This window comes from Treponema pedis (genome assembly GCF_017161325.1).
In the GTDB taxonomy this organism is placed as follows: Bacteria; Spirochaetota; Spirochaetia; order Treponematales; family Treponemataceae; genus Treponema_B; species Treponema_B pedis.
Genome location: NZ_CP045670.1, coordinates 2,451,297 through 2,470,398, shown reverse-complemented (window position 1 = coordinate 2,470,398; position 19,102 = coordinate 2,451,297). Strand labels below are relative to the sequence as shown.

The following is a 19,102-nucleotide window of genomic DNA, read 5'->3' as shown; positions in this document are numbered from 1 at the left end:
AACGGGTTTTAGGACAAAATTTTTAAGCCATATTTTTTATAATTTACTACCTTACTGTCAACAGATAAAAAATAGTAACCGGACCTTATTGATTGCCAAATCATAATTCTATCAAATGGGTCTTTGTGTTCTATTGGTAATTTATAAAAAGTAATTAATTCATCACTTTTAAAAGGCCTGCATTTTAAAAAGCTGTTTTCTACTTCTTCATAGAAACCTTCAGGTTTCATTCCATTTAGAGATAATTTTCCCATGTTAAATTTTATTGATATTTCCCATAAACTGGCCTGACTATAAAAAACCTCATTTTCATCTGCTAATAGTTTATTATAAACCGACTGAGGTATTTTACTTGTATCAATAAATGCCCATAATAAATAGTGCGTATCTAATAGGATTTTCATAAATTAATAAACTCTTCATCCGTTATTGTCCAATTCTCACTAAATTCAACTTTTACTTTCCCTTCCAATGTACCGAGCTTCTTCATTTTTATTCTTTTATACTCTTCAATCGGAACAATTACAGCTATTGTTTCTTTTTTTCGACCGAATGAGATACCGATTTCGTTACCTAATTCCACTTCTTTTAAAAGCGCGGAGAAATTTGTTCTTACTTCGGCTACCGGTAATGTTTTCATATAAATATAATAATATACATGTACAACATTGTCAAGTTGTGCACATTGTATTTCAGTATTATATACGGGTTTCTTTATCTTAAGAATTTTTATTAATTGGTATTTTAAAATTAATAATAAAACATTTTATCTATTTCATTGCGCCGTAGGTGTCAACCTAACAGTGTTTTAAACCGCAGGTAGCCTGACTGCCTGTCGGCTTTAAAAACTGTGTTAGGCATTTTTTTGATACGTGTTTGTTTTGAAAAGTGCCGGGCACCGTATTCCCTGCTAGACTAAACCTTTTTTTTCGTGTAAATTTAAAGCTATGGGAAGACTTAAATTATATATCGATTACGTTAAACACCAATTGCAAAAAAGAAAAGAAGCAAAACAAAATCCGCAAATAGATACCGAAGAAATAAAACGGGAAATTTGGGAAGCGGATTTTTCAAAAAAAACACAAGCCCGTTTTTCCGAAGAAAGGGGAGACGGTTATGAAGCTTTATTTAAAACGGAAGATACGGGTTCGTTTTTTTCTCTTGAACTTAAACGCAAGCACTTATATGCTTGGACCTTAAATAATATGTTCAGGTACAAGGATTTTGTTCTTGATGCCGAAATAGAATTGCCTAAATTTAAAGAAGATACCGTAAAAAATATAAACGATAACGGGCGTACCGATAATGCCGGTGCCTGCGCTGCGGGACTTTTATTCCGCCATATAAGCGACAAGGCATTTTACGCTCTTTTAATTTCCGATAAGGGCTGGGTAAGGCTTGATGCGGTTGTAAACAGTACTCCCATGCCGATTATCGGCTGGACAAAACCCTTGTGCGAAATTTTAAATTCGGTTTTTAAAGTTAAAATAATTTGTGCGGGAACAGGTATTACAATTCTTATAAACAATACTTGGCTGGGTAAATTCGATTCGGATATTGTTCAGGCGGCCGGAAAAATTGCCTTTGCAGGACAAAACTGGGAAACTTACCCGCAAGTTCAATTTAAGCTTAAAAGTTTTAAAATAGTTTCCGAAGCGCTTTTAGTGGAAACCGCCGATTCCGCTGCAAATGCGCCCGAAACGATTTCCGCCGAAAGCTATATTAACTTGGCGACTACTTATTTCGGAATGGGTCAGTATGTTGCGGCAATTTATCAAATTAAACAGGCTTGGAAATTAAGGGAGCCGGTATTTCAAGATTATATATTGGCGGGGAGAATTTATTTTGCCCAGCACTTGCTTGAAGAAGCCGAAAAAGAATTTTTAAATGCCTCGGAGCTTGAGCCCGACAATGTTGAGGTTATGCAGGAGTTGGCAAGTGTTTATTATCGGGGAAATAAAATAAAAGAATTAAAAACCTTGTTTAAAAAAATACCTCAAACGCGGATAAAAAGCTCCGTTTTACTTTGTTCTTTAAAGGGGCATTTATTGAATGCCGAAGGAAAACATGAGGAAGCTGCGGAAATGTACGGCGCCGCTTTTAATCTTGAGCCTACAAAAGGTTTATTAAAATATAATGAAGCTAATGAACTTTCGCTTGCCGGCAAAAGAGAAGAGGCTGTACAGGCATATATAAAGGCCGGAAATCTTTTTTTAGCCGGAGAAGAGTACAAGGATATGGCCGATGTAATTAACGCTCTTGAGCGGCTTGACCCGGATAATGAAAACACCTTATCTCTTGCCGGTAAATTCTACTATGCAATTGAAAACAAAACGGAAGCCTTAAAAAACATTAAAAAACTTTGTGCCGGTAAAACAAAGGATTCCGCCATATGGTACTTGTACGGACTTCTTTTACAAGCGGAAGATTCCGAAAAATGCGAAGATAAAAATGCAAATGAAGCTATAAAGGCCTTTAAAAAAGCCTTTAAACTTGAACCTGAAGCGGGACTTTATGCGTTCCGTCTTGCCGAAGCCCTTTATTTAAACGGAGAAGACTGCTCGGATATATTAGCCGAAGCCGAACGTTTGGATACCGGTAACGGATGGGTTTACAATTTAAAAGGGCTTTGTGCAATGGATAAAGACGATTTTTCTACAGCTGAAGCGGAACTTGAAAAGGCCCGTAAAATTCTTCCCGATGAAATAGTTATTTTAGAAAACTACATGGAAGCGGTTAGACTTCAAGGCCGTTTAAAAGAGTGCGCTCCTCTTTTCGATATAGAAGCGGGAACCGCCGACCTTGCCGCCGAAAGAAACCGGGCCAGGGCTTTTCATATTTTTGCAAACGCCTTATTTTTTGATGAAGAATACGAGCTGGCCGATGTTTGGTATCAAAAAGCAATTAAACTCCGTCCCGCAGATGCGGAACTTCTAACGGATAAGGCGGAAAACTCTCTTCAAATAGGTTTTTTAAACGATGCGGATGACCTTTTGGTAAAAGCCTTGGATATGGAACCTTCCGAACGTATTTATAGGCTTATTGCCGTAGTTGCGGCCGAAAAAGGAGATTATGCAAGGGCGGAAATTACCTTACGTACGGCTATGGAAGAGTTGGGCGAAAGCGAAGAACTTAAGGCCGATTTGGAAAACCTGTATAAACAGACAAAAAGAAAGATAAATTAAAAACCGTCGGTTAAATAAATATTCATAAAAGACTTTTCAAAGAAGTACTGAAAAAATCGGTAATTAAAACGATACGGTCTTTTTTTAAGAAAATAAGCATTTTAAATAATTCCCTCTTGACAAAATTGAATATAAATTTATTATTGAATTTAAATTTGTTTATTCCGGATAACTGTATCCAAGGGGACAATTTATGTTTAAAGAAATAATGAAACTTTTTACAAAAAGCGGGAAACGCTCTCTTGTACTGTCGGCTATATTTTTTGCGCTGTACGGGCTAAGCTCTTCTGCGATGATTGTAATTGTATTTTTTCTTTTGTTTAAAATTACAAAAGGAAACATATCGAATTTATACATGTATTTTACTGCACTTGCAATCTCGGTAGTATTTAAGGGTGTATGTAATATGCTTGCCGATTTGGAAAAGCACAATGCGGGATTTGATATTGTACAGCAAATACGCGAAAAAATGATTATAAAACTCAAAACTTTCAGTTTGGGGTTTTACACCGATGAGAGACTGGGCGAAATAAGTACGGTGCTTCATAAAGATGTAGATACGATGTCTATGGTAGCGGGACACGTATGGCCGAGAATGATAGGGGATTTTTTAATTTCCGCCGTTGTGTTTGTAGGACTTGCAGTTTCGGATATCCGCCTTGCAGCGGTTATGGCGGCGGGAGTTTTTCCCGCATTAGGCTTTCTCGCCTTGAGCCTTAAGCGTTCCGAAGAAAAAGAACATACTAACAACTCCGCTTTGGCGGATATGGTCAGCTTGTTTACCGAATACGTACGGGGGATTCCGGTATTAAAAAGTTTTTCAAACAATAAAAATTTAGATATTTCTCTTGCGGAAAAAACGGAAATTTTCGGTATGACAAGCAAGGCTGCTTCCGCTTTTAAAGCTAAGCAGTTGTCGATTTTTGCATTTTTATTGGATATCGCTTATTTGGGATTATTGATAACGGGAGGAATCTTTACATTAAACGGAAGCATTACGGTATTGACCTTTATTTTATTTGCGGTTATCTCAAAAGAATTTTATAAACCCTTTGCTTTAATGGAAACTCATTATATGTATTATGTGTCCGCCGCAGACAGTTATATACGGCTGGGAAAAATTTTATTTGCACCTTCCGTAGCCGACAGACAGGACGGCTATATTCCTTCAGGAAATGAAATTTCCTTTGAGCATGTTTATTTTTGCTATGAAAAAGATTCGTTTTTGCTTTCGGATATTTGCTTTAATATAAAAGAAAATACAACTACCGCACTCGTAGGCGAATCCGGAGGAGGAAAAACAACGGTTACGAATTTACTCTTACGTTTTTATGATGTTGAAAAGGGGCGTATCACCGTAGGCGGTACCGATATACGGGATATTCCTTACGATGAGCTGTTAAATCGTATCGGTATTGTTATGCAAAATGTTCAGCTTTTTAACGATACCGTAGAAGAAAACATTAGGGTGGGGAAAAAAGGCGCTTCCGAAAAGGAAATAATTGACGCTTGCAAAAAAGCCCGCATTCACGATTTTATTATGACGCTTCCTGAAGGCTATAAAACCCATATCGGAGAAAACGGAGGTCTTTTGTCGGGAGGACAGCGGCAGCGTATTTCCATTGCCAGAGCATTTTTAAAAAATGCTCCTATTTTGATTTTAGATGAAATGACCAGCAATGTAGACCCTGTAAACGAATCGCTTATTCAAGATGCCGTAACCGAGCTTGCAAAAAACAGAACCGTGCTTGTTATTGCCCACCGTTTAAAGACGATTAAAAATGCGGATAATATTTTGGTTTTTAAAAAAGGCATATTAACCGAAAAAGGTACTCATGCGGCTTTAATTGAAAAAGACGGTTATTATAAAACCTTATGGCAGGCACAGGATGGTAAATGAGCTTTAAATAAAATAAGGTTAGAGTCGGGCTAAGATAGTATGTATTGTATAAATTAACCTTGCATTAGCGGCTTGTATATACGCTTAATGCAAGGAATAATATTATTTTGCTTTTGCCGGCTCGGGGCGTATAAAACCTACCTTTGCAGGTCTTTCTACAGGCTTAAATTTTCCCGCGTCTTTTTCCATAAACAAAAAGCTGTGTTCTATGGCATGGACGGGACAAGCCTTGATACATTCCCCGCATCGTATACATTCCGGACTGTTCGGCGTTTTGTATGTCGGAATATCTATCTTACATGTTCTTTCACATTTTCTGCATTTAATGCATTTATCGTTAATTTTTAAACGGTATAAACTTATAGGATTGAAAATGCCTAAAAAAGCTCCTAGGGGGCATATAAATCTGCAAAAGGGTCTGTAAAATATTGTCGATAAAATTGCCATTATTATCAATACCGTAAATTTGACGCTGAATAAGGTTCCGAGTGCTGCAACCAAAGTTTTATTTACCGCAATTAAAGGCAAAGCTCCCAATAAAATTCCCGACGGGCAAATATATTTACAAAAGTACGGGTCGCTTGTTCCGTATTTATCTTGAAGAGCAAAAGGTAAAATAAATACGAAAAATGCCAAAATCAAAAATTTTAAATATTTAAGTACGCCGGCTATTTTTTTCGGTACCTTTAATTTTTTTACGGGTATTTTATCCAATAAGTCTTGAAAAAAACCGAACGGACAAACATAACCGCAAAATAATCGTCCTGCAGCTATAGCGAATAAGCTCAAAAGACCTACAACATAAAAAGCCAAATTGAATTTACTGCTTCCGATTGTTGCTTGAATCGAACCGATTGGGCATCCGAAAAGGGCTCCGGGGCATGAATAACAATTTAAAACCGGAACACAGGCTTTTTTTAAAGGGCCCTTATAGATTCTTCCTTCTAAAAACCCTCTTAAATTTCCGTCTACGGCCAACATTCCCAATGCGTGAATTATATGCCGTTTTTTATTTAAAGTTTTTGTTTTTTCATTTTAGCCTATTCCTATGCATTCCATACAGATATTTATTGCTTTTTTAAGCACGACCGAAACCTCTCCTCGGTAAATCCCGAAAAGCATCATTCCCAGGGATAAAACAATTACAATTGCCGCCGCCATTTTCTTATTCAATTGATTAACTCCTAATTTTAAAATTTAACTGCTTAAAATATAAATCCGCCAATCCGAAGATGACGAATTCCCGCCTATTAAAACTCTTATAAAATAAACAACCGCAAGGAATTTTCAAATTCCGAAGAGTGTTTATTTTTACCGTTTCTTATTGCGTTGCGAAACGGCATATTACGGCATCGATTTTGCTTTTAAACAAAACTTTAAATTTAATCCGTGCAATGTAATAACGTTGTGCAGATTAAAAACATGCCCGAATCCGTTAAACAGGACTAATTTTTAAAAGAGCTTTTTAATTTGAGGGATTTTGAAATAAGTGCGGTAAGTACAAAATCTGAATAAAAATAACCGCAAAGTGTATTCTTCTTTATAAAATTTTTTTGCACATCGGCGATTACTTTTTTGTAAAACGGCACAGTAATTCCCCGCATACTTCAAAAAAACAAACAAAAAGCTTTTAACTTAACGTTTGCTCTTCCCTTTATTTATAACATAGAAAGGCGGCTACGGTTACCTGATTGTACCGAATAATCGTTAAAACGGACTATCCGGTACGATATTGTTTTATTTTTTGACCGTATTTATAGCTTTTTCCATAGCTTCGGTAAATTCTTCAAACGTTCTGCTTCCTACAATCAGGTCTTCTTCCGAAGAGGCTATTATATTTCCTTTTTTATCTACGAAAATGGTCATCGGCCAAGCGACTAAGCCTCTAAATAACGGCTTAAAGCTTTCATTGTTTTGGACAACCGTATAATTGCAGCCTGCATCTTTAATGAGTTTTTTTGCAGTTTCAAGAGCATCTTGTTCTTTCGGGCTTACATCTCCGGTTATTCCTATAATATTGCAATTCCTATCTTTGAACGACTCGTAAAGTTTTGCAATTTCCGGTAATTCTGCACGGCAGGGAGGGCACCATGTTGCCCAGATATTTATCATAGTAACATCGTAGTTTTTTAAAATATCGCTTGTTACCTTACCGCCTTCCAAATCGATTGTTTCGAATTTTAAGTTTTTGATTCCCAACATAACGGATTCAGGACTTATAGGGTCCGTACAGGTAATGGTGTCTCTTATGGGTTTGACTTGAGAAATCATAGTTTTGTAAATTTCGGCAGATTCGGCGCTTAAGCCTTCCGCATTAAACTCCGCAATCGATAAAATTTGAGTAAACTCCTTTGTTTTTCTGATAACATCGTTGTAAGGATATCCTGTAATTTCTTCAAGGGGCTTATTTTCGATTAAAGGTGTTTTTAAAACAATCAAACTGTAAATGGGTTTTATCTTGGGAGCTATTTCCGCATTGAATTTTTCGTGCTTTTCTTCACGCGAAAGTTTTTTGTCGTTTATGAGTTCGGTATAAATTTCTATCAACTCATCAGAAAAAAACTTGTATTCATATGCCGCATACAGGGGACTTTCGGGAGCCTCGTTTTTACCGTCGACCGCATTGGTGTCGAGGTTGTCGCCGTAGGCGTCAAAAAATGCCGGTCTTTTAAGCTTAAAGCCGATAGGCATAAAATACCGCCAGCCGGCTTCTTTTTCTTCCTCTGTAGGCTCAAGTTCCTTTGTTCCGCCTGCAAACAATGCCGCCGTTAAAGTAAAAAAAACGGCTGTGATAAACAAAATTTTATAAATTTTTTTCATGCAAATCCTCCTTGAAATAGAAATGCAGGTATATTATAACAGAGCTTTTGTTATTATACAAGGTAAATTTTATCGTAAAATCGGTTTTATTGTAAAAAAACGGTAAAATTTTAAGAAAAATTTGTAAATTTTTATAAAAAAATGTATTTTTTTTGTTAAAACCTATTGACATTTATGTAAGAATATGGTAACTTGACTATAGGCACAGATTAAGGGAGGTTTCCCAGACCTCTCTTGCAAAAGCGTTCATAAAAGTATTTTTCTATGAATGGTTTATACTCTATTCTTGATCCCTCCGGCTTGCATACTCCCGGAGGGATTTTTTTTTGAGTTTTTCGTTAAATTTAAAAAAAATACGTATATATTAGGTATGGAAGAAATAAAAAAAATTAACGGATTTGTGCATAAACCGGATTTGAGGGAGAGGCTTTTGGAACGCGGCCCGGAAAGTTTAAATGATTCCGAGTTAATGGCAATTTTACTTAGAACAGGACTTAAAGATAAGCCCGTAAAGGCATTAGCTGAAGATATAATTTTTCATATAGATAAAATAAAACCTGAAAAAATAGAAGGATATTTACGTTCCGTTAAGGGTATGGGGGATTCTAAAATTGCATCTGTAATGGCCGCAATGGAATTGGGCCGGCGTTATTACAATACTCAAGGAAGAGTAATAGAACATCCTTCGGATGTCGTGCCCTTATTGCAGCATTATGCGGGACGTTCTCAAGAGCATTTTATTTGCGTTTCACTTAACGGAGCAAACGAGGTAATTGCGGCAAGGGTTGTGAGTATAGGAATTTTGACAAAAACTCTGGTTCATCCCCGTGAAGTTTTTTCCGATGTAATAAAAGACCGCGCCGCTTCCGTAATCGTAGCTCATAATCATCCGTCGGGTAATTTGTTGCCTTCAAGGGAAGATATTTTACTGACAAACCGTTTATATGAAGCGGGAAATATTTTAGGAATAAAACTTTTAGACCATATAATTCTTGTCCCTTCGGGAGATTATTACAGTTTTATTCAAAATGAAATAAGCCTTTCTGAGCATTTTACGGAAAGCGGTTTAGGCGGTATGAGAACTTCCTCAAATTATTAACCTGTTATCCGTGTACAAAGTTTTTCTTTTTTAAAAACTCCAACTTTGTTTCCGAAATTATTATGGCTGCAAAAATTAAAATAAACCCCGTTACGGAATAAAAATCGATTTTTTCTCCGTAAAATATTATTGAAAATATTATACCGAATACCGATTCAAGTCCGAGTATGATTGCAGCGGTGGACGGTTCCGTATATTTTTGTCCGATATTTTGTAATAAAAGGGCAAGGGTCGTACACATTATCGATAAATACAATATCGCCGAAACCGAAGAGGTGTTCCAAACGGTTTTGCCGTTATCTTCGAAAATAAAAGTAGTAATCCATGAAAAAACTGCGGCGGCTCCGAATTGGATTATTGTCATTAAAACGGGTTCTTTACGCTTACTGAAGCGTGTAACGGCAACTATATGGCTTGCAAATAAAAGACCGCTTAGCAGGGCGTAAAAGTCGCCTGAGGTTATACTTGAAGAAGAGGCAGCCAAGTCCTTAAAAGATGTAATACCGATTCCGGTTATACATAACAATGCTGCGATTACATTGAATTTATCCGGTCGCATTTTATTTATTGCCCACGATAAAAACGGAACTATAACACAATATGATGCCGATAAAAATGCACTTCTTCCCGGAAGTCCTCCTGCGGCGGTAACTCCGAAAGTTTGACTTGAATATGCAATAAACAAAGCAAAGCCTACAATAAAGCCGTTAACAAGATAGCTTTTGTTTATCGTTTTCAGTTTTTTAAAAAAGATTATGCATAAAAGAATGCAGGCTATACTGAATCTGATTGCAAGTAAAAAATTAGGCTTAAAAAAATCCGAAGAAGAACTTACCACAACTAGGGAGCTTCCCCATACTATTGCCGTAACCAATAGGGCTAAACGGGATAATATTGAAATTTTGGAATTCATCAAAGTTAATCCTTAAAAATATATAAAATTTAACTTCGGTTAAGGTGAATAGTAAATTCGAATACAGAATAAGGTTTTGTTTTATACTTTAATCTTCGTGATTGGTTTATAGCGGTTTTTATAAAAACTGCACTCTTCAGCTTCGACTAAAGAGTGCAATAACAGTTTATTTAGCACATTGTAGCGTACATAACCGCTTTTATTGTATGCATTCTGTTTTCGGCTTCATCAAAAACTACCGATTTGGAAGATTCGAATATTTCGTTTGTTACTTCCATTTCGGGTAAGCCGAATTTTTTATTGATTTCCTGACCTTTTGTCGTTTTAAGGTCATGGAAAGAAGGCAGACAGTGCAGGAATATAGCATCTTTGTCCGCATTATCCATAGCGGCCTTGTTTACCTGATAGGGTTTTAAGAGTTTAATTCTTTCTTCCCATACGCTGTCGGGTTCGCCCATAGATACCCAAATATCGGTATAAAGAACGTGAGCTCCCTTTGTTCCGGCATTTACGTCATCGGTTAAGGTTACGCTTCCGCCTGTTTCGTTTGCAATTTCTTTAGCTTGCTTTACGAGGTCTTCCGTCGGGAAAAGGTGTTTCGGCGAGCAGGCAGTAAAATGCATTCCCATTTTTACGCAAGCAATCATCAAAGAGTTTGCTACATTGTTTCTGGCATCGCCCATATATGTGAATTTTAAGCCTTTAAGATAACCGAATTTTTCTTCAATTGTCAAAAGGTCGGCCAACATTTGAGTCGGGTGGAAAAGGTCGGTTAAGCCGTTCCATACGGGAACGCCCGAATATTCGGCAAGGGTTTCTACCAATTCTTGGCTAAAACCTCTGTATTCAATTCCGTCGTACATTCTTCCCAAAACGCGGGCTGTATCTTCGATTGATTCTTTGTGCCCCATTTGAGATGAATTGGGGTCAAGATACGTAACACCCATACCGAGGTCATAACCTGCGACTTCAAAAGAACATCGTGTTCTTGTAGATGTTTTTTCAAATAAAAGAACAATGTTTTTTCCTTCCAGATAGCGGTGAGGAATTCCTGCCCGTTTCATGTCTTTAAAATTTTTAGACAAATCGAGTAAATAGCGGATTTCATCCGTAGTGAAATCCAACAATTTTAAAAAACTTCTGCCGCGCAAATTCTTTGCGCTTTTTCCGCGTATTTCTTTCAGCATTTTTAAACTCCTTATAAAGTTTTATAAACCTGTTGTGAATATATCAGGTTTCCGAAAAAAAATCCAGTACCTAATAGACTTGCGGTTTTTTCCCGCTTTGCGGAAAGTCTTTAATTTATAAAAATTTTATATACATTTTTTTACGCAGCCGATTACATATTCATCGTCTTTTTCTGGTATGCTTGCAGGGTGAATAAAAAAGTTTCCGTCTTCTATAAAGCCTATTATAGGAATTTCCATTCCGCGTAATTCCGTTTTTATTTTTTCTGCGGTTTTTGCCGATTTAATTTTAATCGCCCATGAGGGAAATCCCGTATCCGGAGTACTTCCGCCGCCTAAAGAAAAAGGCTTTTTTATAACTTCCGCTTTGTTTTGCGGAAGCATGGAAACTATTTTTTCCGCGCGCTTTTTTATTTTTTCGGTTTCTGTATTTAACGCTTTTGCCGCAGCCGATTCGCCTTGATTTAAATAAAAAACCAAAGTTTCCTGCATTAAACTTGCAACAGCCCTTCCTACACGGTAAGTCCGCATAAGCTGATTTTTTGAAATTGTTTTTACATAATCGGCGTTACCCGCTACCCAGCCTGCCTGCGGGCCTCCTAAAATTTTATCTCCCGAAAAACAAACCAAATCGGCTCCTTCTTTTAAAATGGAAGAAACGGAGGGCTCTTCCGGTACATTTAAACTTAAATTTCCGGAACCCTGGTCAACCGCTAAGATAACGTTTTCAGGTAAAATTTCTTTTATTTCTCTTATTTCAGGCTGTCCGGTAAAGCCCCGTATTTTATAGTTTGAGGTATGAACCCAAAGCAGCATAGCGGTGTTTTCGTTAATTGCCTTTTTTATATCATCAAGGGTTGTTATATTGGTTGTTCCGACTTCAACCAATTTACAGCCTGCCATTTCTAAAATTTCAGGAATTCTAAAACCTCCGCCTATTTGTACTTGTTGCCCTCTTGAAACAATTACTTCTTTGTTTCCCGCAAGGGCCTTAAGCATTAAAAAAACGGCTGCGGCATTATTGTTAAGCATAACTGCGGAAGCCGCTCCGGTCAGAAGACACATACATTCATTTAAAAATTCAAAGCGCTTTCCGCGGCTGCCGTCGGTTAAATCCATTTCTATCGAAGAATATGAAGAAGCGGCTTCCTTTGCAGCGTCCCAAATTGTTTCAGGCAAGGGAGAGCGTCCGAGATTGGTGTGCAAAATTATTCCCGTTGCATTTATTACAGGTGTAATACGTTTGCGCAAAATAGGAATGCATAATTTTTTTACTTCTTCGGCACATTCCGTAATCGAAGGGACGGCCTTACCTAAAAGAGCTTCTTTTCTTACCTTTTCCAAATATAAACAAGCCGCTTTTGCGACGTTGGGCTTTCCTATTTTTTTTATTGTTTCTTTTAAAATACATTCATTTAAGATTTTTTCCGTTTGCGGAATTTTTGCAAGCGGATTTTCGTTTGTTTTTTTCATACGGGCAGTATAAAGCAGAAAGAGCCGTATGTCAATAAATTAAAATAAAATTATTTTTTTATTATAAAAAAGCGGGGGTGGGGGTATTGACAAAAAACTCAAACTAGACATTTTGATTGCAATATACTATAATATTTTCGATGAGTATCAAGAAAAATTTTAAAAATCTTTCACGGGAAGAAATCCTTTTAAAGATAATAGAAACGGAAGCTCTTTTGCACACTATACAGGACGTTGACGTTCTTTTGGAGCAAATACTTGCTCAGGCAAGAAGCGTTGTAAATGCCGATGCAGGCTCTATTTATATTGCAAAAAACGGAAAGCTTATAATTCATTATGCGCAAAACGATACTCTGCAAAAAGAGCTTCCCGCCGGCCAAAAACCTCCTTATGTTTTTTTTGATTTTCCCATTAACAATTCGACGATAGCAGGCTGCGCCGCCAATATGAAAAAACTTATAAATGTGCCGGACGTTTATAACATAGGTAAAGATAAGCCGTATAAATTCGGCAAAGGTACCGATAAGGCTACCGGTTATAAAACCGTTTCCAATTTGGCAATTCCCTTACTTTCCATATCCGGAATGCTTTTGGGTGTTTTGCAGGTTTTAAATGCTTTGGACGAAAACGGAAGACCCAGAGCCTTTACCCATGATGATGAACTTTATTTAAGTCATTTTGCTTCAAATGCCAGTATTACCCTTGAGAGGGCTTTACTGACGCGTTCTATGATTATGAGAATGATTAAGATGGCCGAGCTTAGGGACCCTATGGAAACGGGAATGCACGTAAATCGAGTTGCAAACTATTCGGTGGAAATTTATGACCGTTGGGCTTTTAACAATTCGGTTCGGCAAAAAGAACAAAACAGCTTTAGAGATGCTTTAAAAATTGCCGCAATGCTGCACGATGTAGGAAAAATTGCAATTCCCGATGTAATTTTAAAAAAGCCCGGTAAATTAACCGAAGAAGAATTTTTTTTAATGCAAACTCATACTTGGGTAGGGGCTAAGCTTTTTAATAAAGATGAATCCTATCTTGATACTCTTTCAAGTGAAATTGCCTTAAATCATCATGAAAATTGGGACGGTTCGGGGTATCCGGGGCATATCAATTTGGAGGACGGCTCTCCTATAAAAATCAATCCGCAAACGGGCAGGGCTCAAGGAAAAATAGGCGCAGAGATTCCCTTAGGAGCGAGGATTGTCGCCTTAGCTGATGTTTATGATGCTCTTTCTTCAAAGCGCACATATAAAGAGGCTTGGGGTGAAGATAAGATTCTTAAAGAGATAAAAAAAATGTCGGGAGCAAAATTCGACCCGGAACTTGTAAAAGCGTTTTTTGAAGTGCTTCCGCGTATTCAGGGAATAAAAAAACGTTTTGCCGATTAGACGCCTTTGTCTTCGGAATTGTTTTTTATATAAAAAATTTTTTTAAAAATTCCTTCCAAATGTTCGGTATCGAATTCGGAAGCTCCTGCGGAAGATAAGAGTTTTGTAAAAAAAGCTTCGTTTTCGTTTTTGCCGCCTGTTTTAAACATTCCCAAGTCCGTAAGATATGAGCATATTTTTTTAGAAGTTTCCCGTATTTTTTTTAGGTTTGATTTTTGCTCAACGGGAATTTCCGTGCGGCGGTAATTTTTTTGCGAAGAGTAAAGGGAATATGCCAATATTAAAACCGCATGGGACAGATTGTAAGAGCCGAAGTTTTTTTCCGCCGGAATGTTTATTGCAAAGGTACATTGGTTAAGCTCTTCATCGGTCAGTCCGGTTCTCTCATTTCCGAAAACGATACCTAAACTTGTTCCGTAAAATTTTTCTATATTGCCGCAAAGTTCTTCCGGTGTAATACCCCGCGTTTTTCGTTTTTGTCCTGTGCGGCGGGTAGTGCCCGCAAGAGCGGAGCAGTCCGCCCCCGCTTCTTTTAATCCGTCGGCTGTAGGAGGAAAAAATTTTGCCTTTTTCCAAATATAGTCTGCGTGTAAGGCAAGTTTCAGTACTTCCGTTTCGTTGTAATCCGTTTTATTGCCCGTTATTCTAAGTTCGGATAACCCGGTGTTTGCCATAACCCTGCAAACCGCCCCTATGTTCATACTTGTTTCGGGGCGGCATAAAATAATAACCGTTTTAAAACTCATAAGCTCCGTTTCCGTTTAAAAAGAAAATACACTTTTTACGGAAAAAATTAAAGGGCATGATATTTTCTGTTTGAGTCTTAAATAAGCCTCAGTTTTGAAATGAGCTTGCCTGCATATTATAAAGCTCCGCATAATATTCGTTGTTTTCCATCAATACGGAATGAGTATCAAAGCCTTCAATTTTTCCGTTTTTTAAAACTAACACCTTATCCGCTTTTTTTACGGTAGAAAGACGGTGAGTAACAAAGAAAACGGTATTGCCTTTTGCCAATTCCAAAAATCTTTCGTAAAGAGCGAATTCGGAACGGGGGTCAAGGGAGGCTGTGGGTTCGTCCAAAATAAGAATTTTAAAATTACCGAAAAAGGCTCTGGCTATTGCCGATTTTTGCCATTGACCTCCCGATAAATCGCGTCCGTCTTCAAATTGAGTTCCGAGAAGAGTGTCCGGTTTGCATGTTTTGTCAAAGCCGGCTTTTTTTAAAGCGGATAAAATTTTATCATCGTTATTTAAATTTTTCAAATCGGAAAGTCCTATGTTTTCCCGTACCGTTAAATCAAATTTTGCATAATCTTGAAATACCGCTCCGATTATTTTTCTGTATTTGAAAATATCATACTCCGTTATAGATGTATCATCAAATTTTATTTGCCCTGAAGCAGGTTTGTAAAATCTGCAAAGCAGCTTCATCATTGTAGTTTTACCGCTTCCGTTTTCGCCTGCAATTGCAATTTTTTCTCCGCGGGAAACCGAAAAGGAAATATTTTGCAAAGCGAATTCTTTGTTCGGTTTATACTTAAACGAAACATTGTCGAAAATAATTTTATTAAAACAAGTATCGGATAAGAGTTTTGTTTCGCCTTTATTTGCAGGAAGAGAAATAAAATCGAAGTATTTTTGCATATACAAAAGCGTGTCGTATAAAAGACTTGAGTCTTCCACTAGACGTGAAATACTTTGCGTTGTGTAAAGAATGCTTGAAGAAAAAACTAAGATACTTCCTGCCGGGTGTATTCCGAAAAAAGTGTTTTCTATAATTTTATTAAAAACGAAAACGCTTATTATCGTGCTTACCGATAAAAAGAAAACCGAGGCTAAAAGTTTTTTTAAGCGGTTCCGCTTTATTCCCTTACCGATTTTTTTAAAGGCTTCGGTATATTTATCGATAAAAAAATCATAAAGTCCGTATAACTGTACATCTTTTATGTTTTCTTTTGAAAGCAGTATACTTGAATAATAGCTTAATTTTCTTGCGTCCGGAGTATTCGATACCAAAACCTCAAAAGCTTCTTTTTGTATTCCGTAAAAAACAATACTTTGAGGAATTATTGCAATTAGCATTAGTATAGATATAATACTTCCGAAATCGGCAAGTAAAACAAGCATAGATACCGCCGTAATAAGACTGCTTATTATGCTTGCTCCGAAAACCAGTAAATTTACGGGTCTCCAGCTTGCTTCCTGACACAGAATATCAACATCATCATAAAAACGGCTGTCTTCAAAAATGTATAATTCCGTTATCGTTTTCGACTTATTCATAAGCGAAGTGTTTAAATAAAACGTAAGCTTGTCCGTTAAAAAGCCCTGTATTGTAGTGTAAACCGGCTGCAAAATATTTGAAAGCAAAAAAGCCGCTGCCCAAATAAATAAGATTATAAGAAGGCCGTTTATGTTTTTTTCTAAAGCCGCATTTATAATTTTATTTGCGGAATATATGAGAAGAGACGGCATTAATGCTTGAAGCGGAATTATCGCCGAAAGTAAACTTGAGCGGAGTTTATCGGCTTTAAATATAACCGATAAACTTTTAAAATATAATTTAAAGAAATTTTTAATCATGAAAAACTATCCTACCTTGTTGTTGAGTATATTTAAAATGATAGGGAACCTCTAAAACTTTTTGTTTTAAGAGGTTCTTAATAGTTAATCATATTTACATCTCCCGTTTTTTAAAGAATCTTTGCAATTATTATTTATTGCAGAATTATACTAACAAGTTAAGGTAAAAATGTCAAGAGACGAATTTTTATATAACCTATTTTGTCAATACGTTTTTTGCGATTTCATCATTGGGGTTAAGCTCAAGGACTGTTTTAAAAAATGCTTCCGCCTCTTCTTTTTTTCCCTGTTTTAGGGCGAGGGTTCCGAGATTGGAAATTATTTTTATATTTTCAGGTGCAGATGATAAGGCATTTAAAAGATGTTGTTCAGCTTCGTTAAATAAATTAAGTTCCATACAGCAAATGGCCGCTTCATTGGATATTTCGCAAAAAAACTCTTCTTCACGGTCCGTTTCATGCAAAAGCTCAAGGGCTTTTAAAAGAGCCGCCTTTCCGTCTTCCCAGCGCTCCATACGTCGCAGTGCCCAACCCAATAAAAACCAGCCTTTGGGACTTTTGGGATTATGCTGTAAAAATATTTTAATATTTTCGGCCGCATCTTTATCATTACCTTCCTGCATTAGGATATAGCTTTGCGAAAAAAGTTTATCGTCAAGCGATTGGCTTTTAATCGAATTTAAAAGCTCAGACGCTTTTTGTTTTCTGATTTCCGCCGTGTCGGAAACCGATGTTTCTATTTGCAAATAAGTTTGTAAAAACGATTTTGTTTTTTCATATTTTCCGTGCTGCATAAAAAAATAGGCGGCGTTAAAAAAAGCCTCGGGAAGCGGCGGTTCCGTAACGATTAATTCATTGTAAAGGATTTCCGCCTTTTCCGTATACATTGATGAGTTGTTTAAGGCGGAAGTTTTAAAGCCTTCCGATGACGAGGTTTTACAAAATGCCGCTCTTTCTTCCATTAAGAGAGCCAAGTTCAGCTTCGTAACCTTATCTTGAGGAAATAAACCCTCCAAGGCGAGTAATAATTCTTCGGCGGTATCGAAATCTCCGTTTTTACTTTTTATTATAGCCGCCTCCGTCATTTCTTTACGTATATCGGGCTTGAGCATGTTGAATATTTTTCGATAACGCTCTATATGAATATTTTCCCGGTTATATGCAAATACCGTAAGCATTCCTGCAAGGAGCATTTCAGGCTCAAGGTCTTCAGGCTTAAAATCGGAAGGTTCATAAAATTCGGGTAATTGAACCGGCAGCGGAATCGAGCCGTCAAATCCAGGAAACATTTTTTTTGCCTGTTCTTCAGGTACGGTTACATATAAAAGAGAGTTGAGGCTGTTATACATTTTTTCTCCTAAAATTTAATCTTAAAACCGATTTTTAATAAATTTATATACCGCATTTTTAAATTGCGGGCAGAGAGTCCGTCTGCTGAATTTGATTGTCGATATTTTCGCCGTCTTCTTCCGCTTGAGGTTTACGTACAACGGAAAAATAACGGTTTAAGTACATTTTGTACATCATAGGAATAGTTTCGCTATAATAATCTATGGCTATTGCCACAAGGTCTTTTCTTCCTTCCACGTGTTCGGCTCTTAAACTTTTTCCCTTTATTCCGAATACTGCGGGAGGGTCTTCAAAAGTAAATCTTACCGTTACATCTTTATTGATTAAAAAGTTTGCAACGCCTACGAGAAGAATTTTTGCTCCCGAAAACGAAATATCGCGCAATATACATCTTCTGGGGATTCCGTCTACAAAAACAACGGTTTCTTTTTGAACGAGCCCTATTTTTCTTGAATTTTCCACATTTAAAACTACTCTGTCGTACTGTCTTTTTTTTGAATTGATATTGGCTTCAAGAAGAATCCCAAGTTTTTCAATTAAATCGTCAGGTGCACGCTGCGTATATTCAAGACTGATTAAAACAAGCTCATGATTTCCGGCTTCATAAGATGAAATGCCTATCAGTTTTGCCGATACGAAAAAAGAAAGAGTATCTTTTGCTTCAGGTTCAAAAAAGGTAAAACGCAGGCTTATTGCCGTAGTACCTGCTTTGAGCTTTTCGATAAAACCGCTTTTTTTTCCGCAAATAATTTTTGCTTTAGTCATAGACGCTGAATTTATAATACACGGCCACTGTCCGCCCGAGCAGCGGATAAATGCCTGACGAGGGTCCAAATTAAGAGCTAAAATAACTTCCCGCGAGAAAGTTACATCTATATCTTTGTATAAGTCGTAATATCTGTTTAGTTGTTGACTTGATGCAAATGCCATGCGCATATAATAAACTTTATTCGGTAAAAGGTCAAGATGAAAATAATGGAGAAATGTTAAGAATGTTTAATACAGTTTTTCATAATGTTGTACAAAAAATTCGGGTTTTTGCTTGACAAATATTTTATTTTAAGTATACTGTACGTATAATCAATTGAATAATTATTCAATTGAGCAATGGAGGGCTGAATGAAAGAGATTGTTATAAGTGGGGATAAACGGAATCGTGTTAAAACCGTTTTGGAAGGCTTGGAAGCGGGAAATTCTCC

At 36.9% G+C, this 19,102-nt stretch carries 16 protein-coding genes; 4 read left to right on the top strand and 12 right to left on the bottom strand.

What is annotated here, in order from left to right:
- Nucleotides 1-8: 8 nt before the first annotated feature.
- Together DYQ05_RS11370 and DYQ05_RS11365 are read right to left on the bottom strand one after the other, a co-directional pair.
- The gene (locus DYQ05_RS11370) at nucleotides 9-404 is read right to left on the bottom strand and encodes a type II toxin-antitoxin system VapC family toxin (protein ID WP_024465521.1); all 396 of its coding nucleotides are present in this window, start codon (nucleotides 402-404) and stop codon (nucleotides 9-11) included.
- The gene (locus tag DYQ05_RS11365) at nucleotides 401-640 is read right to left on the bottom strand and encodes a type II toxin-antitoxin system Phd/YefM family antitoxin (RefSeq protein ID WP_020966167.1); all 240 of its coding nucleotides are present in this window, start codon (nucleotides 638-640) and stop codon (nucleotides 401-403) included. Before DYQ05_RS11365 ends, DYQ05_RS11370 begins: the two co-directional genes overlap by 4 nt.
- Nucleotides 641-947: 307 nt before the next feature.
- Between DYQ05_RS11365 and DYQ05_RS11360 the strand changes: the two genes are divergently transcribed.
- Nucleotides 948-3,185 (top strand): tetratricopeptide repeat protein, encoded by a 2,238-nt coding sequence (locus DYQ05_RS11360; protein ID WP_206183452.1) that lies wholly within the window; start codon nucleotides 948-950, stop codon nucleotides 3,183-3,185.
- 193 nt (nucleotides 3,186-3,378) lie between these two features.
- A complete protein-coding gene (locus DYQ05_RS11355; RefSeq protein ID WP_206183451.1) occupies nucleotides 3,379-5,085 on the top strand; it encodes an ABC transporter ATP-binding protein in 1,707 nt (568 codons plus the stop codon).
- A 102-nt stretch (nucleotides 5,086-5,187) separates the two neighbouring features.
- Here DYQ05_RS11355 and DYQ05_RS11350 read toward each other — a convergent pair whose 3' ends face one another.
- The 3 genes from DYQ05_RS11350 to DYQ05_RS11340 all read right to left on the bottom strand — a co-directional run bounded on the left by DYQ05_RS11350 (nucleotide 5,188) and on the right by DYQ05_RS11340 (nucleotide 7,905).
- Nucleotides 5,188-6,066 (bottom strand): 4Fe-4S binding protein, encoded by an 879-nt coding sequence (locus DYQ05_RS11350; RefSeq protein ID WP_152513837.1) that lies wholly within the window; start codon nucleotides 6,064-6,066, stop codon nucleotides 5,188-5,190.
- A gap of 54 nt (nucleotides 6,067-6,120) precedes the next feature.
- Entirely contained in the window at nucleotides 6,121-6,258 is a 138-nt protein-coding gene (locus DYQ05_RS11345; protein WP_187289346.1) for a CD1871A family CXXC motif-containing protein, read from the bottom strand.
- Between the two features lie 564 nt (nucleotides 6,259-6,822).
- On the bottom strand, nucleotides 6,823-7,905 hold the full coding sequence (locus tag DYQ05_RS11340; protein ID WP_020966159.1) for a TlpA disulfide reductase family protein: 1,083 nt from the start codon (nucleotides 7,903-7,905) through the stop codon (nucleotides 6,823-6,825).
- Nucleotides 7,906-8,275: 370 nt separating this feature from the next.
- On the opposite strand from DYQ05_RS11340, the gene radC reads away from it, so the two are divergent.
- A complete protein-coding gene (gene radC / locus DYQ05_RS11335; RefSeq protein ID WP_020966157.1) occupies nucleotides 8,276-9,004 on the top strand; it encodes a RadC family protein in 729 nt (242 codons plus the stop codon).
- A 4-nt stretch (nucleotides 9,005-9,008) separates the two neighbouring features.
- Here the strand turns inward: radC and DYQ05_RS11330 are convergent, their stop codons facing one another.
- From DYQ05_RS11330 to selA, 3 genes are all read right to left on the bottom strand, one after another.
- Nucleotides 9,009-9,917, bottom strand: coding sequence for a DMT family transporter (locus DYQ05_RS11330; protein ID WP_206183450.1), 909 nt, complete (start codon nucleotides 9,915-9,917; stop codon nucleotides 9,009-9,011).
- Between the two features lie 170 nt (nucleotides 9,918-10,087).
- Nucleotides 10,088-11,104, bottom strand: a complete 1,017-nt coding sequence (argF, locus tag DYQ05_RS11325; RefSeq protein ID WP_024467260.1) for an ornithine carbamoyltransferase — start codon at nucleotides 11,102-11,104, stop codon at nucleotides 10,088-10,090.
- 126 nt (nucleotides 11,105-11,230) lie between these two features.
- On the bottom strand, nucleotides 11,231-12,577 hold the full coding sequence (gene selA, locus DYQ05_RS11320; RefSeq protein ID WP_206183449.1) for an L-seryl-tRNA(Sec) selenium transferase: 1,347 nt from the start codon (nucleotides 12,575-12,577) through the stop codon (nucleotides 11,231-11,233).
- A 140-nt stretch (nucleotides 12,578-12,717) separates the two neighbouring features.
- On the opposite strand from selA, the gene DYQ05_RS11315 reads away from it, so the two are divergent.
- A complete protein-coding gene (locus tag DYQ05_RS11315) occupies nucleotides 12,718-13,968 on the top strand; it encodes an HD domain-containing phosphohydrolase (RefSeq protein ID WP_024467258.1) in 1,251 nt (416 codons plus the stop codon).
- Here DYQ05_RS11315 and DYQ05_RS11310 read toward each other — a convergent pair.
- The 4 genes from DYQ05_RS11310 to DYQ05_RS11295 form a co-directional block, all read right to left on the bottom strand.
- The gene (locus DYQ05_RS11310; RefSeq protein ID WP_024467257.1) at nucleotides 13,965-14,714 is read right to left on the bottom strand and encodes an RNA methyltransferase; all 750 of its coding nucleotides are present in this window, start codon (nucleotides 14,712-14,714) and stop codon (nucleotides 13,965-13,967) included. The two genes, DYQ05_RS11315 and DYQ05_RS11310, sit on opposite strands and share 4 nt — an antisense overlap.
- Nucleotides 14,715-14,802: 88 nt before the next feature.
- Nucleotides 14,803-16,554: an ABC transporter ATP-binding protein gene (locus tag DYQ05_RS11305; protein WP_024469003.1), complete on the bottom strand. Its 1,752-nt coding sequence runs from the start codon at nucleotides 16,552-16,554 to the stop codon at nucleotides 14,803-14,805.
- A gap of 196 nt (nucleotides 16,555-16,750) precedes the next feature.
- On the bottom strand, nucleotides 16,751-17,902 hold the full coding sequence (locus DYQ05_RS11300; protein ID WP_206183448.1) for a tetratricopeptide repeat protein: 1,152 nt from the start codon (nucleotides 17,900-17,902) through the stop codon (nucleotides 16,751-16,753).
- Nucleotides 17,903-17,960: 58 nt separating this feature from the next.
- Entirely contained in the window at nucleotides 17,961-18,833 is an 873-nt protein-coding gene (locus DYQ05_RS11295) for a PilZ domain-containing protein (protein WP_024467255.1), read from the bottom strand.
- Nucleotides 18,834-19,102 lie beyond the last annotated feature (269 nt).

Coding starts and splice junctions, on each gene's coding strand:
- radC (WP_020966157.1), top strand. CDS start 8,276: ATGGAAGAAATAAAAAAAATTAACGGATTTGTGCATAAACCGGATTTG.
- DYQ05_RS11360 (WP_206183452.1), top strand. CDS start 948: ATGGGAAGACTTAAATTATATATCGATTACGTTAAACACCAATTGCAA.
- DYQ05_RS11300 (WP_206183448.1), bottom strand. CDS start 17,902: ATGTATAACAGCCTCAACTCTCTTTTATATGTAACCGTACCTGAAGAA.
- DYQ05_RS11305 (WP_024469003.1), bottom strand. CDS start 16,554: ATGATTAAAAATTTCTTTAAATTATATTTTAAAAGTTTATCGGTTATA.
- DYQ05_RS11365 (WP_020966167.1), bottom strand. CDS start 640: ATGAAAACATTACCGGTAGCCGAAGTAAGAACAAATTTCTCCGCGCTT.
- DYQ05_RS11330 (WP_206183450.1), bottom strand. CDS start 9,917: ATGAATTCCAAAATTTCAATATTATCCCGTTTAGCCCTATTGGTTACG.
- DYQ05_RS11315 (WP_024467258.1), top strand. CDS start 12,718: ATGAGTATCAAGAAAAATTTTAAAAATCTTTCACGGGAAGAAATCCTT.
- DYQ05_RS11340 (WP_020966159.1), bottom strand. CDS start 7,905: ATGAAAAAAATTTATAAAATTTTGTTTATCACAGCCGTTTTTTTTACT.
- argF (WP_024467260.1), bottom strand. CDS start 11,104: ATGCTGAAAGAAATACGCGGAAAAAGCGCAAAGAATTTGCGCGGCAGA.
- DYQ05_RS11310 (WP_024467257.1), bottom strand. CDS start 14,714: ATGAGTTTTAAAACGGTTATTATTTTATGCCGCCCCGAAACAAGTATG.
- DYQ05_RS11370 (WP_024465521.1), bottom strand. CDS start 404: ATGAAAATCCTATTAGATACGCACTATTTATTATGGGCATTTATTGAT.
- DYQ05_RS11295 (WP_024467255.1), bottom strand. CDS start 18,833: ATGGCATTTGCATCAAGTCAACAACTAAACAGATATTACGACTTATAC.
- DYQ05_RS11355 (WP_206183451.1), top strand. CDS start 3,379: ATGTTTAAAGAAATAATGAAACTTTTTACAAAAAGCGGGAAACGCTCT.
- DYQ05_RS11350 (WP_152513837.1), bottom strand. CDS start 6,066: ATGTTGGCCGTAGACGGAAATTTAAGAGGGTTTTTAGAAGGAAGAATC.
- selA (WP_206183449.1), bottom strand. CDS start 12,577: ATGAAAAAAACAAACGAAAATCCGCTTGCAAAAATTCCGCAAACGGAA.